Origin of the sequence: Maribellus comscasis (genome assembly GCF_009762775.1) — a bacterium.
In the GTDB taxonomy this organism is placed as follows: Bacteria; Bacteroidota; Bacteroidia; order Bacteroidales; family Prolixibacteraceae; genus Draconibacterium; species Draconibacterium comscasis.
In genome coordinates this window covers 6,195,273-6,210,591 of sequence record NZ_CP046401.1, presented here as the reverse complement: position 1 = coordinate 6,210,591, position 15,319 = coordinate 6,195,273, and the positions used below count along the sequence as shown (strand labels likewise).

Annotated in this window: 8 protein-coding genes; all 8 read right to left on the bottom strand. The window is 40.2% G+C overall.

Translation table 11 applies throughout. The features are described 5' to 3' along the window. Nucleotides 1–70 precede the first annotated feature (70 nt). The 8 genes from GM418_RS25060 to GM418_RS25025 all read right to left on the bottom strand — a co-directional run bounded on the left by GM418_RS25060 (nt 71) and on the right by GM418_RS25025 (nt 15,278). A complete protein-coding gene (locus GM418_RS25060; RefSeq protein ID WP_158870053.1) occupies nt 71–1,684 on the bottom strand; it encodes an L-serine ammonia-lyase, iron-sulfur-dependent, subunit alpha in 1,614 nt (537 codons plus the stop codon). A 123-nt stretch (nt 1,685–1,807) separates the two neighbouring features. Continuing rightward, nucleotides 1,808–2,818: an ornithine cyclodeaminase family protein gene (locus GM418_RS25055; protein ID WP_158870051.1), complete on the bottom strand. Its 1,011-nt coding sequence runs from the start codon at nt 2,816–2,818 to the stop codon at nt 1,808–1,810. Between the two features lie 21 nt (nt 2,819–2,839). Next, nucleotides 2,840–5,092, bottom strand: a complete 2,253-nt coding sequence (locus tag GM418_RS25050; protein ID WP_158870049.1) for a S9 family peptidase — start codon at nt 5,090–5,092, stop codon at nt 2,840–2,842. A gap of 7 nt (nt 5,093–5,099) precedes the next feature. Beyond that, complete coding sequence (locus GM418_RS25045; protein WP_158870046.1) at nt 5,100–6,596, bottom strand: sulfatase family protein; 1,497 nt, start codon at nt 6,594–6,596, stop codon at nt 5,100–5,102. A gap of 5 nt (nt 6,597–6,601) precedes the next feature. Beyond that, nucleotides 6,602–9,061, bottom strand: a complete 2,460-nt coding sequence (locus tag GM418_RS25040; RefSeq protein WP_217447595.1) for a glycoside hydrolase family 95 protein — start codon at nt 9,059–9,061, stop codon at nt 6,602–6,604. Nucleotides 9,062–9,098: 37 nt separating this feature from the next. Then, complete coding sequence (locus tag GM418_RS25035; protein WP_217447594.1) at nt 9,099–11,138, bottom strand: glycoside hydrolase family 31 protein; 2,040 nt, start codon at nt 11,136–11,138, stop codon at nt 9,099–9,101. A 42-nt stretch (nt 11,139–11,180) separates the two neighbouring features. Next, on the bottom strand, nt 11,181–13,310 hold the full coding sequence (locus GM418_RS25030; protein ID WP_158870044.1) for a M1 family aminopeptidase: 2,130 nt from the start codon (nt 13,308–13,310) through the stop codon (nt 11,181–11,183). A 156-nt stretch (nt 13,311–13,466) separates the two neighbouring features. After that, a complete protein-coding gene (locus tag GM418_RS25025) occupies nt 13,467–15,278 on the bottom strand; it encodes an arylsulfatase (protein ID WP_158870042.1) in 1,812 nt (603 codons plus the stop codon). Nucleotides 15,279–15,319: the final 41 nt, after the last annotated feature.

The window sequence follows — 15,319 nt, the reverse complement described above, 5'->3', positions numbered from 1 at the left end:
TCTATTTCCGGCATTTCCGGAGGAAATTACATTCTGCAATTATATTTCTGCCGACGATAAAAAATGCCATTTAATCTCTTTTTACATCAATTGACAGATCAGCATTTTTTAGACTCCCGGTAATTGACAGTTCTTTTAGCTTATTTTTTAAATTAATAGCTGTTTCCGTAATCGCCAAACCTCCCTTTCCGGTACACTTGTTACAGCTGGGCATTGTTTTGCTCACCCTTGAAACGGTTTGGATAACCTGGCTTAAAGGAATAACCAGATTATATCCTGAAACTGCCATAATTGCTGACGAATATGCATTAACAGCTGCACTTATATTCTTTCCCAAACAAGGTACTTCTACTCTGTCTGCCACCGGATCGCAGACTAATCCAATCATGTTTTGGATAGCCATTGAGGCCGCCCCGACAGCTTGCCGGGCAGTACCTCCCATTAACTGCACCATTGCAGCGGCAGCCATTCCAGAAGCAGCTCCACACTCTACCTGGCAACCGTGTTCTTCTGCTGAAAACCCGGGCCCCTGCGCAAAGTAAGCTCCTACCAAACCGGCAGCATAATAGGCCTTTACCAATTCCTCTTTGGCAGAACCAATATTTTCCGCAACAGCCCGCAATGATCCTCCTACAGTTCCGCAGGAGCCGGCAGTTGGCACGGCAACAACCACTTCCATGGCGCTTTTGGATTCCATAAGAGCCGATACATTGGCAATTATCCGGGTTATAACAGAATCTGCAATTTTACCGTCTTTTACTGCATTCCCAACCAGGTGTGATTGTTGCTGCAAAATCCGGTCAGCATACTCCGTCCCGTTTAAACCGGTATCGATACTTTTATGAATGATTTGAATCATTTCCTCCATTTTATGAACCAACTCCTGCTCCGTGAGCCCGCTGGTACATCTTTCGTAAACAAGACCCAAATCCCCTAAATCCAAACCTTTTTCTTCGGCATAATTAATTGATGACTCAAGGGTGGAAAATGGCATTTCGGTTTGCCGACCCGAAACTACAGGCATTATTGGATTGATGATGGCTATTTCACCAACATGCGGGTGATTTTGCAGTTGAGCTATAAATTCAGTGGAAAAAGGATACGACGATTTAAACTCGACCTTAGTTATACCCTCTTTTTGTTCCGTTAAAAACTCGACTTCCGGCGGAGTTATTGATTTTAAGTTATTGGAAAAGTGCGGATTATTGGAAGCAAATGTGATAATTCCAAACAAATCGCCATTCAAAAATACAGGAAATCCTTCAACAGACCTTATTTCAAAAGATCCTCCCCCCAGGGAAACCGCAACGATCTGCACTCTTTTTTGTGAAGTTCCCCAAAGCGTAAGTCGCACCGTATTTGCATGATCCGTTGGAAAGGAGCTTATCTTATATTCAATGTTTATACCTTCTTCCCGGGCGTATCTTTCGGCAAACTTCATTCGTTCATCGGTTATTTCAAGTCCCAGAAGTCCGCCGTCGATACCCATTGTTGTTCCCTGTTCTCTATAGTTTGGAGCCCAGGCCCCATCGCGGTCAAATTCGATAAGCGCTTTTTCCAGTGGATCATTTAAAATATCCAAAGCAATTCTTGCGATCCGCCACGATGCAGCGGTGTGTGAACTTGATGGCCCCCGCATCACAGGGCCAATCACGTCGTTAAATATGCCTGGTAGTTTTTTCATAATCGTGTGTTTTTATTCTCTTCTATAACATATTAACAATTGTAAAAGGAAAGGTTTTATTGATTCAGAAAAAAGCCAAAAGACTTCGCCATAATTATCTTTCCATTGTCTCAAGCAGTTTAATTATTCAAAAAGGTTGATTTCGAGACCAAAGTCCTTTTCCAGGGAAAATTTATAAATATCAGCAGCAACCGCATAATCCTGAATGGCAACTCCTACACTTTTAAAGAGAGTAATTTCATCATCCGATTCCCTTCCCGGTATTTTTTTCAAATAAAAATCACCAATCTCGCCAACAATGGGATTATTGTCAATTATACCCTCTGCTTTTGCTTTTATAAAATCGCCACTTTCCTTTAAACAAGGTTCTGCCTGATCGACATATACTTTTGCATCCTTTATTAAAAGAGGATCGAGTTCCTGCATGTGCGGCTGAAAAGAACCTATTGCATTAATATGCGTACCTTTCTTCACTTCTTTCCTCCGAAATAGAGGTTTGGTAGAATTGGTCGCCGTACAGATTATTTCTGCTTCTGCCAACATGGAAGTATCTTTACAAAAAATCATTTCCAGATTTAACTTTTCCTCCATTTCACTAATAAACTGTTCGGCCCGTTTACTGTTTTTATCAAAAACCAAAACTTTTTTGATATTACGTTCGCAAGCAACGGCTTCTATTTGTGTTTTTCCCTGCGCTCCGCAACCAAACAATGCCAAAGTTTGAGCATCTTTTCCCGCAAAATACCGGGTGGCCAAACCACTGGCTGCACCGGTTCGCAGTGCAGTAATATACTCGCCATCCATTATCGACAAGATTTCTCCAGTTTCTGAGTCTATTACAAACACTACACCCTGAATTACAGGAATCCCCATTATACAACTTTTTTCTCGTTGTGTTAAGAATTTTATAGCAACCCGTTTGTCAGTTTCAACAAATGCAGGTTTAAAAAGCATTAACAAATCATTCGAAGGTAGCCTGGAAACATTCCGTAAAGGCACAAAGCTGTCTCCAGACGACAATGAAGAAAAAGCCCTTTCCATTGCATCAATGGCCTGTTTCATGGAATAATATTGTTTTATCTCACCAGCTTTTATTATTCGTGTAGGTTTTCTCGAAAGCCGTTTAGTGCTCATGAACAATACGTATTATCTGTTTTATTTTGTACCTGTTGGCAAATTCTTTTTAAAATAGTTTAGCATAGTCATTCGCAGGTGAAGCGATGTATTTTCCCGCTCATTAATACTATGCGTACGCATTGGATATTCCACCATCGAAAAATATTTATTCTGTTTGATCAGTTCATTTACCAGCATCTCGCAACTTTGGTAGTGGCAGTTATCATCCCCTGAACCGTGAATCAATAGTAAATTTCCTTCCAGGTTTTTTGCGTGCGTAATCGGACTCCCGTCGCGATATCCTTCTGCGTTGTTTTCCGGTAAATTCATGTATCGTTCCTGGTATATGTTATCGTACAGTAGCTGATTGCTTATAAACGCGATAGCAATTCCGGTTTTATAAATTTCGGGGTGCCTGAACATACAATTTAATGTATTTGAGCCGCCGCCGCTCCAGCCCCAGATACCAATCCGGTCAGAATCCACAAAATCCCATTCCATAATTTTACGCGCACATGCTGCCTGGTCTTCAGGAGCAGTAATACCAATTTTTTTATACACACATTTCCGCCAGTCGCGTCCACGGGGCGTGTTCGTCCCACGATTATCAATACTCATTACGATATACCCTTCCTGCGCCAGTAACTCGTCCCAAAGATTACTACTCCATCTGTCCTGAACCGTAGAACCTGCAGGTTCACCATAAATGTAAAATATAAGGGGATATTTTTTCTCCGGGTTAAAATTAGCAGGCTTGATCATCCAGGCGTCAAATTCCAATCCGTCGTCGGTTTCAATTTTGAAAAATTCTTTTTCAGGAATGGTATATTTAGCCAGTTTATCGTTTAACTCTTTGTTGTCTTCCAAAACACGGAGAACTTTATGATCAGGTAGAGAAATTACTTCATAACGGGTAGGCGTATTATGATTTGAAAAAGTATGAATGGCATATTTACAATCGGGTGACATTGAATAAGAATGATGACCGGTTTGGTTGTCAGGTGACAAACGTTCCGGCTTTCCTTTTCCATCCATCCTGCTTCTGAAAAGATAACGTTGCGTGGCATTATCCGGTGAAGCAATGTAATATGCCCACTTATCGTCAAGATCAATTCCTAACAACTGTATCACTTCAAAATCGCCCGAAGTTATTGGTGTTATTTTTCCATCCTCTATGGAAACCCGGTTAAGGTGCAGCCACCCTGTCTGATCGCTAAACCAGGTAAACTCTTTACCCTTGTTGAGCCAGGTAAGATCATCGTGAATATCCAGCCACGTTTCCACTTTTTCAGTATAAACTACTTTAGATGTTCCGGTTGCAGCATTTGCAAAAAATACTTTGTTGGTATTCTGCTGGCGGTTTAATTGTTGAATTATCAGTTCATCAGAAGAATTTGCCCAATCCATGCGCGCCAAATAATTATTTCGAGGATCGCCGGGAATATCCATCCAGGTAATAGCTTTATCGTTAAGTGTTATAGACCCAATTTTAGCTGAAGAATTGGCCGTGCCAACTTTGGGGTAGGGAAGTGAAATAATTTTCGGATAAATAGAGTCAATGTTGTTTATCAGGTAGAATGTGCCCATTCCTTTGGTATCCATTTGCCAGAATGATATTTTTTTGCTGTCGGGGCTCCATCTAAATCCGTCGCGACAGTTCAGCTCTTCCTCGTAAACCCAATCAAAAGTTCCGTTAATAATCTGGTCATTTCCATCGTAGGTTAGCTGCTCGACATCTCCTGTTTCCAGCGATTGCACATAAATGTTGTTTTTGTAAACAAAGCCTACCTTTTTTCCATCGGGTGAAAATTTGGCAAACATCAAACGGGCTGGTTCCATTAAAGCGCCAATCTGGGTTAATTTCCCGGTTGTTAAATTCAGTACCCAGTAATCGCCGCGGGTGTGATAACGCCACACTTTTCGGGTATTTGTGAAGATAAGTAGTTTATTATTGTCTTCTGTCCAGGCATAATTGCTCACAACCAATGGACTCTTCTCTCCTGTTGGGATTAAGTTTTCGGCTGAAACCAGAACTTCCTTATTTCCTGTTTTCGCATCATATCTTACGATATCTTTTGCTCCGATTTCTTTATTTGTTTCGAGAACAGAATATCCTTTATTGTCCTTCATCCATCTGATTTCATTAATTCCTTTCTGGCGAAAAACATTGTTTTGGTACAAGTCCTCAAGCGTTAACTTTAAGGGTTTGTTTTGTTGTGCCGAAGCATTAAAAAAGAATCCCGTTACAAGCGCAAATTTCAATGTAAAAACAAGTAATTTTCTCATCTTCATTTTCTAATTATTTTTTGTTGTTTTTTCCTGCCAGTCCTTCATCCCTCATTTCCTGCCATAAAGAAATCATTTCCTTTTTCATGGAAGCAACAATTTCAGGATTTTGTATGGAAATATCGTTTATTTGGGAAGGGTCAAGTGATAAATCGTATAATTCAACTTTTTCTGGATTATTGTTGGCCATCCACGAATGTAAACTGATTGAATCTGCTTTTGGGGGTAACCAGCCAATTAATGAATAATTCCCCTTTCGCATCGACATTTGCGGCATTCTGAAATACGTATCTTCATGGTTTGGATAAAACCAGATAGAAGAAACATCGCGTTTTACTTTTTTATTTAGAAAGGCTGCAAAGGCATCGATGCCGTCGATGGGACGATCAGATGGAACAGCTTCCCCAACAAGATTACAAATGGTTGGCAAAATATCGGTTCCATTAAACAGAACATTACTTTCAATTCCAGCAGGAATAATACCTGGAAACCTTACAATCCCCGGCACACGATGTCCTCCCTCATAAGGAAATCTTTTCATACCACGAAAATCTCCGGGTGTGCCAAAACATTTATCCCGAATGGGATCATCCCAATTTCCCAACGATTCTTCAATGGTTACGGGGGTCTCTGGCCCATTATCGCTGGTAAAAATAACCAGTGTGTTTTCTTTTAGGTCCAATTCTTCGAGTGTGTTTAACAGACGACCAAAGGCATTATCCAACTGGCTAACTGTACCGTAGTACTCTTTTTTATTTAAAGAAATATCTTTCTTCGGACGGGTAACCTGGCCGTATTTAATGTTTTTTTCTAATTCATCAACCTCCCCTGTATCATACATCTGGCTATATTTCTCCGGGGGCAGAATAGGCGTATGAGGTTCATGAGAACACATGTACATAAAAAATGGTTTCTTTTTGTTTCGTACATTTTCTAACCAATTGCACGCCTTATCAACAATTATATCGCAATACCAGCCTTCTGTAACACCAATCGATTTTCCGTTCAGAATAAATTTGCCAGGATTTTTGGGACCATCAAATGCATTTACTGTGGTACCCATCCAGTAATCAAATCCCTGATCACCTGGCCCGGGTTCATCTCTCTTCTCTTTTTCCAGTGTTGAGAGATGCCATTTCCCAAAAAAACTGGTTTCATACCCTGTTTTTTTTAAAAGTTCAGCAATGGTTATTTCCTCATTTTTCAGGTATGTATCTTTTCCCAGGATGTAAAAAAATCCACTTCGGTAAGGATTTCGGCCGGTTAATAATGCAGCCCGTGAAGGAGAACAAACCGTTCCTCCCGAATGAAAATCGGTCATTCGAACACCTTCGGCAGCCAGCTTGTCAATATTTGGAGTTTTTATAATCGGGTTACCATAACAGCCAAGGTCTCCATACCCCAAGTCGTCCGCAAGAAAAATAACAATATTAGGCAACGGAGTTTCTTCTCTGCAACTACTATTAAATACAAAAAAGACCAGAATATATAATAAGAAGTAATTTTTCATTTACCTTATTTCGGTATAAGTCGATACAAACCTCCTTTAATTGTTTTAAATTCAATTGAACCATCTTTATTTACCTTCGAAGCAATCTTTTTTCCGTCTTTGGTTACTTTGAGATTTTTTCCATCATCTATTCGACAAATTTCTCCTGCTTTTGACAAGATTTTTAGTTCTGAAATTGTACTGTTTTCCCATGTAAAACCCAGTTCAAAACCGCCACGTGCACAAACACCGTTAAATTGTCCCTTATCCCATTCGCCGGGCAATGCCGGAAGTAGGTCGATACTTCCTTCATGTGACTGGACAAGCATTTCGGTAATTCCGGCGGTAACGCCCATTGTTCCGTCTATTTGTAAAGGCTTTCCACATTTGGCAAATAACTGTGGATAACATTGCTCCTGAAGATAGCCTTTAAAAATATTGTTGGCTCTGTCACCGTCGTACAACCTGGCCCAAAGCGACATTTTCCAGGCTCTGGAAAATCCCATCGCACCGTCTCCTCTTTGGTTGAGCACCTTTTTACATCCATCAATAAACTCCGGGGTCCGTTTTACTGAAATTACATTTCCCGGATATAAACCGTACATGTGAGAAAAATGGCGGTGCTTATCCTCCATCTGGGCCATATCCTCCGTCCATTCCTGTAAAGTGCCATCTTTACCTATTTGCAGAGGTACGAACCTTGCTCTTGTTTGTTCAGCTTTTTCCATCAACTCCGAATCGAGTCCAAGTATTTTTTCAGTCTCAATATAATAACCAAATAAATCTTTCAGGATTTGCATATCAATTGAAGCTCCATAACAAATGGTTGTGAAATAATACATAGCAGTAACTTCATCAAAGAAATACTTGTACCCGGGAGCCTTAGGAGGATTTTCAGGAGATGTAGACGGATTTGTTACCAGCCATTTTGTATTGGGATCTTCCACCAGGAAGTCCATAAAGAATTGCACAGCTCCTTTCATCACGGGATAAAGTTCCGTTAAAAATTCTTTATCGCGGGTAAAAAGATAATGTTCGTATAACTCATTGGTCAGCCAGGCGCCACCTACTGTAAAAGTTCCCCAGCACGGGCCATCCATTGGTGCAGCTACACGCCATAAATCTGTATTTTGATGAAACACCCAGCCACCAGCACCGTAATGTTCTTTTGCGACCTGTGCGCCCTGATCGGTCAATTCTTTAACCATGGTTGTAAGCGGTTCCAGAAGTTCGCTAAGATTTGCTGTTTCCGCAGGCCAGTAATTCATTTCGGTGTTGATATTGGTTGTATATTTTGAATCCCAGGCAGGGTTCATATCGTTGTTCCATATTCCCTGCAGGTTCGCCGGTTGGGTTCCCGGGCGGGATGAACCAATCAGGACGTAACGCCCAAAATTGTAAGACAACGAAGCCAGGCTGGGATCGGCATCTTCCGCAATTTGAGCCATTCGTTTATCGGTAGGAAGATATGAATTTGCTGTTTTTGGTAATTCCAAAGAAACTCGTTTAAAATATTGCTGATAGTCTTCTACCGCTGCAGACATCATTTGCTCATAGGATTTCCCTTTTACCTGTTCGAGATAATTTGATACCCGCGCTGTTTGGTCGGCACTAACATCTTTATAATTAATAAAATTAGTTGCTGCTGCAATAATCAGCGTTACAGCATCGGCCTTATCAATAAGTAGATAATCGTCTTCCTCTTTTATCGTTCCTCCTTCAGGAATGGCTTTCAACTGAGCCCTGTAACGGATTTTCCCCTCAACGCCCATATAGTCGGCTGATTTTCCGTTTACCATCAATCCGTCCTGTCCAACGCCATCCATCCTGAAATAGTCGGTAGCATAATTGGAGTGGGCGCTGTTTCTTACTCCCCTTAGCTGTGCTTTAAATGTAAGACTGCCCGGTTTACTAGCCGTAAGACGTACCAATATTACCTGGTCGGGTGCCGAAGACAAAACTTCCCTGCAATATGTAATATCATCCACTGTATATTCGGTACAAACAATTCCTGTTTCTAAATCCAGCCATCGTTTATACTCGCTTACTTCTTCTTCGTTTTCAAAAAAAAGATAAAGATTGGCCAGCGACTGGTATTTTTGCTGTTCCACCGGATATCCCATCAATTTACGGCCAAATAATTTATGCGCTTTTATAGGTTCACCTTCAAAAATATACTTTTGAATTTGCGGCAAATACGCTGCGCCTCCCTCAACAACGGTTGAATAGGGACCTCCGGACCAGTATGTCTCTTCATTTAGCTGAATACGTTCTTCTCCATACTTTCCAAAAACCATGGCTCCCAACCTTCCGTTTCCAACAGGAAGCGCTTCTTCCCACTCTTTGGCAGGAGCATCGTACCATAGTAATGTTGCAGGATCAAAATCCTTTTTATCAATTTTCTGAGACATTCCATTATTCCGGGCATTTATATTTGTCGAAATACCCAGAACCAACAATAGTTTGACAATCAATATTCTATTCACAACGATAATTTTAATTCCTTTTAAATTTATTATTTTATTACAGCTTAAAGTCAAAATTATTTCTGGTAAAAAGAGGTATATTTTCAATTTCAACTTTATAATCAATTGTTTGACCGCCTTTGTACTTTTTCCCTGTTCGCGCATCTACCCATTGAGAACCACTTGGCAAATAGATTTGCCTGGAAGTTATTTTCTCTTCCAACACAGGAGCCACAAGAATATCGGGACCAAACATATACTGATCCTCTACGATATAACACATTTCATCTTCCGGAAAATCAAAAAAAAGCGGGCGCATAACCGGGATACCTTTTTCTGAAGCAATATCCATATGTTTTTGCACATACGGGCGTAATCTTTCCCTCACATCCAGGTAGTGAGACATAATTTTAAATGCATCATTGCCAAAGCTCCATACTTCGTTTGGCCCGCCGGTACCGGTAAGTTGCCCCTCAATTTTTTTCATTGGGCTGTTTACCCCGTGAATCCTCATTACAGGGCAAAATGTACCGTACTGAAACCATCGGATTAACACCTCTTTGTAATCCTCCGATTGCGGATTGGCCCAAAAACCTCCTATGTCAGTAGTCCACCAGGGTATTCCGCACAAACTGATGTTTAAGCCTGCTTTTACCTGACGTCGCAGAGTAGGAAAATCTCCTTTTATATCGCCTGACCACAAGATAGTTCCCAAACGTTGACTTCCAATCCATCCGCTGCGGGTCAGATTAATAACTTCGGTTTGCCCACTGGCGATCTGCCCGTCATAAATGGTCTTAGCAAAATAATAGGGATACAAACATGATAACTCAAGGCCGTTCCCCTCATAGTACCTGACATTATAATATTCAAGAGGTTCCATTTCGGGTTCAGCTTCATCCATCCAAAACATACGAACTCCCAAATCCCAGTAATTTTCTTTCAGTTTGGACCAAAATGCTTTTCTGGCGCCCGGATGTGTTACATCAACAAAGGTAAGATCATCGTTTACCTTTAAAAAGAGATTATTCCCTGATTCAGGGCGAATGGTAAAATTGCTGCGTCTAAATTCTTCATAATTTTCACTTTTAGCAGCAAGTGTAGGCCAAACTGAAACAAGTAATTTTATTCCCATACTATCCAGTTCCTTTATCATAGCAGCAGGATCGGGCCAAAAATCATTATTAAATTTCCAGTCACCGGTAACCGGCCAGTGGTAAAAATCGGCTACGATTACCGAAATTGGCAAATTTCGTTTTTTGTATTCACGAGCTACCGACAATAAATCGTTTTGTGAATAATAACGTAGCTTTGATTGCCAGAAACCGGTTGCATATTCCGGCATTTTGGGTGACTTCCCCGTCAGGTTGGAATAATGAGTAACCAAATCGGCAGGTGTTTCTCCCGGGAAAATAACATAGTCAATTTGCTTTGCATATTCAGCATAAAAACTGGTATGGGTAAGCGATAACTCCGCCCGGCCAATAGCGGGATTATTCCAGATAAAACCATATCCCTTACTCGAAAGCAAAAAAGGAATAGAGATTTGCGTATTTTTTTGTGCGAGTTCCAAAACGGTTCCTTTCAGGTCGAGACAGTCATTCGGATATTGCCCCATACCGTATAAATGTTCGTCTTTTTCTGCGTCGAAGGTCACTTTCATTTCAAAACGATCACTCCCTTTACTTTTATACTGACGTGCAAACTGTGGGTGATGATGATGATAAGCTTCACGAAGCAGCACCTCATCTTTACCGTTTAAGTAGGTAATCCGCCCTCTGCGTGATTCTATTTCGGCCTTGATTTTGCCATTTCTTACTACCGCCTTATCTTCAGTTATTGATATTTCAAGCTGTACATCGGGTTGCGAAAGCAAGTTCCAGTTTTGGTCGGAGATGCGAAGACTTTTTGTACTCCTGAACCGCAGTGCATCGGTACCGAAAGCGTCGATCCAAAATAATTCTCCTTCATCTTCCCATTGCAGACGATTTTCAAATTGAGTAAACAATCCCTCCTTTTTTACCTGGGAATAAATTTTCCCCGGTGTGAAAATAAAAACCATCAGGATTACCGCGGTAATCTTTTTAAAATTTTTCATCTGTTTTTTTCTTATCGTAGTTAACATGAGCATTCCGATTTGTTATTCGTTTTCTGAAATTATTTGAATAGCCTTTTGTGAAGCTTTCGCAACAACATTGCTATATGATTTTTGCAGCCCTGCTTCCTTCAAAAAGGAAACATCTGATTTACCGCCACATTTCCCAATTGCAATTAATGCTTCTGCTTTTACGGCATAGCTGTTTTCAGTTTTGAAAGTTTTTTTAAAAAAGTCTTTATTCGATGATTCTTTTAAATCCCCCATTGCTTTTATGGCTGCTGCCCTTGTTTTTGATCGGTTATCACCTGCACATTTTTTAAGAAAATCATTGTTGTCTTCTCCATGATATTTACCAATCATTTCAATGGCTGCCGACCTTACTGCCCAAAATACATCTCCCTCCGCGATACGTTTCCACAATTCCAAAGTTTTAGGCTCGTCTTTATATTGAGCCAACTGATTTACAGCCCACATCCGGCCGGTCATATCGTCGTTAATTGCCTGAAATAAAAGTTCTTTCTGACTTTTTCTATATGTCCATTCTTTTAAAATATAGTTTCCATCATCAAACCGAACCATATCGGGTTCCGTATCCAGATGAATTTTAATATCCTCTGTTTTTTCCCTTATCCAGTATTCCTTTACTTCTTTTTTTCCTTCTGAAAAAATACCTAAACGCACGGGTATCATATAAATAGGAACATTTTCCCATTTGTCCTGTTCCTGAATTATTGTCAGGGTAAGTTCTTTATTTTCTTCATCCCATGTTTTTCTGATATTAAAAACAGGATGTCCCGGCCTGTAAAAATATTGGTCAAAAAACCAATCCATATTTTTCCCACTAACATCTTTTACGCATTTTATAAAATCAGACGTGGTTACCGATTGAAACTCATGCTTATGAAGAAAAGCGCTGATGACTCTAAAGAATATATCATCCCCGAGAATATACCTAAAAAGATGCAATGTACATGCTCCTTTTTCGTAAGTGTGGCGATTAAAATTATCACCTGGTTGCTCATAATTGAGGTATACAATTGGCCTCATAAACCGGTTATGAGCTTCTTCGAGATAATTATTTTTCTTTGTCAGAAGATCATAATCTCCTTCATCTTTCCCTTTATCGTAACTTGTATACAAGTGGTCCGAATATGTGCCAAAACTTTCATTGAGCCAGGTATGCTCCCAACTTCTGCATGTGATAAGATCGCCCCACCACTGATGCGCAATTTCATGGGCGATTACATATTCCCGGTAATAGTCCTGCTCTGTGTATTCATCGGTTACAATTCCTTCACCCAACAAAGTAGCAGAAGTTGCTTCTGCACCTCCGCCTATGTAGCCGGAAACAACCTGATCGTATTTTGCCCACGGGTATTCATAATTATACAAGTGGTTAAAAAACTCAATCATATAGGGTGTTTTTCCAAATACCCTCTCTACATCATCGGCCATTGAATGATAGACCCAGTAATTAACCGGAAGATTCTGCAACGAATCTTTGACCACCAAATAATCGGCAATGCTTAAATTAATAAGATAAGTAGAATTGGGGTTTTCCTGCCGCCAGTGCCACGTAGAAGTACCATTATTGTTCTCAGTTTTACGAATAAACCTGCCATTCGACAGAACTTTGTATTTGCTGTTAGTGGTAATTATCATTTCCTGTGTTGCCTTATCGTTGGGGAAATCATAACAGGGAATCCATTGTCGCGCCTTGTTTGGAAAACAGTCTGACGATACCTGTTCAGGCCTGTTACCTTTGGCTTCAATAAACCTCAAACCGGGAACAGGTTCGGACAGATGATATTTAACTGTAAAGGTAATGGTATCATTATCCCCATAAGACCGGGCTGTTTTAATAAACAAGTTTTCCTCCGTTTGATAAAAATCAAGATGGACACCCTTATTACTCAGAACATCTGTAACCAATATTGATTCAGCATCCAGTTTTATCTTTTTAAGGCCGTTTGTTAAAGAAGCTAAAGTGATTGTGTTCTGACCTTCCAGATATTTTTTGTCAAAATCAACAGACAAAGATATTTTATAGTGAATAGCATCATAATCTCTTGATCGTTCAGGAGAAACCGGGAGACCGGCAACATCAGCAATCTGACTATGAGCCATTAGTGAAAAAATAAAAAATATGCTTATCAAAATAATATTTTTCATAATGTATTTATCTGTTTTTCAAAATTGAATAAATACAGTAGTGAGGCAAAAATATCTGATTCCTGAAACTTCAATCTGATTCATTTAGAATTTAATATTTTAAATAAATTTTGCGCTATCGTTAAAGCGAGCCAAACAAAATCATTATTCTCATTTTCAATCATATAAAACTACGTTTTGACGGTATTTTTCCCTTAACACATCGAACGGAACTGATGCATTGTATTTAGCCAATTCTGTTGGATCGGGGTCGCCCAGATATTCTATATAAACACAATCTGTTCGTATCGTTTTCCCTGGCTCTTTCAGATTAAAATATGCTTGCAGGCATGTTGTACCGGCTTTCAAATCAACCTCGAAAATCACACTTTTCATTTCTGATGTAACCTCGGCTGTTCTGTTCATATTACCGACCGTCAGATCTGCGCTGGCAATTGGCAAATCAATATCGCCAGAAGTGTTTTCAACAATTCTTTTGCCCGACTCTGCGGGCCAGTGATTAAGCTTTATCTCATATTTACCATCGCGAGCCACATTAACAACCCAGATTTTTTTACCATTTCGTGTATGGGCATCGTGTGCATTCAGAGTTACGGGATTTTCGTGTTCCGTTCCAATCGCTATTTCAGCATATGTATCAAAATCAACAGAAATATCTTCCCACCATTTTTCGTACCTGCCATAAAGATCTTTTACAATATCGGGGTTTTGTGCTGCAACATCGTTTCTTTCCCCGGGATCGGATTTAATATCATACAATTCATCTTTTTCGCGTTTCACAAGCCTCCATTTCTCGGTAAGCACTTGATATTCCTTGTCCTTAACCGGATATTCAACCCTTTGATTGTGGATAAAAAGGGTTCTTTCCGGCCACTCTTTAACTTCCTCGTTTAAAAGAGGCACCAGGCTTCTGCCATCGTATTTCAGATCATCCGGTTTCTTTAGATCGCACAAGTCAATAAGTGTTGGCATTAAATCGATATGGGCTGAAAGCGCATTAATTTCTTTCCCGCCACCTATTTTAGCCCCGGGCCAACGAACAAAAAATGGCACTCTGTGGGCGTTCTCATATCCCCAAATTTTGCCCCCTCTCATTCCTGCACTATAGCCTTCTTTCACAAAACCTGTTTCAAAATCAATAACAATACCACCAAACCATGGGCAGGGGCCGTTATCGGTCATAAATATCAGTATTGCATTTTCCTCGAGGTCCATTTCTTTCAATGTCGTTAACAGATTTCCAAGGTCTTCGTCCAATTTAGTAACCATTCCATAATAGTGAGCCAAACGATCGGAAACAAGGTTCTTATAAGGTTTTACATATTCCTCGTCAACTCTCAGAGGCGCATGAGGTACATTGGTTGAGATGTAACAAAAGAATGGTTTATTACGGTTATTTTTTATATACTTAATTGCTTCGCTAAACCAAACCGTATTGCAATAGCCTTCAAACTTTTCGTAGTTCCCGTTATGAATATAAGTGTCATCGTCATAATCATTTCCCCAGTAATCGGGGTTAGCTCCTATTGCGCCACCGCCGTGTACTATTGATTCCCTGAATCCGCGATCGTTGGGCCTGAAAGGATAATTTTCTCCCAGGTGCCATTTTCCAAAAATTCCTGTCGCGTATCCATTGTTGTCAAAAACGTCGGCAATTGTAGTCATACCCTCCTTTAAAAGCGATCGTCCGCCAATTGTATGCCACACTCCGGCTCTCGACGAATAGCATCCTGTCATTAATGCTGCACGGGTTGGTGAGCAACATGGATCTACATGAAAATCGGTAAAGCGTACACTTTCCTCGTAAAGTTTGTCCAGTGCAGGAGTTTTTACATAAGGATTTCCATGACAGGCAAGGTCACCGTACCCCTGATCATCTGTCATTATTAAAATAACATTGGGCTGTTTCTTTGAGCAAGAAACAAACAAAACAGAAATCACCAATATTGAATATTTTAATCTGTTCATGTTTTATTCCTTAGAATTTAAATTAACCATAAACCTCAATC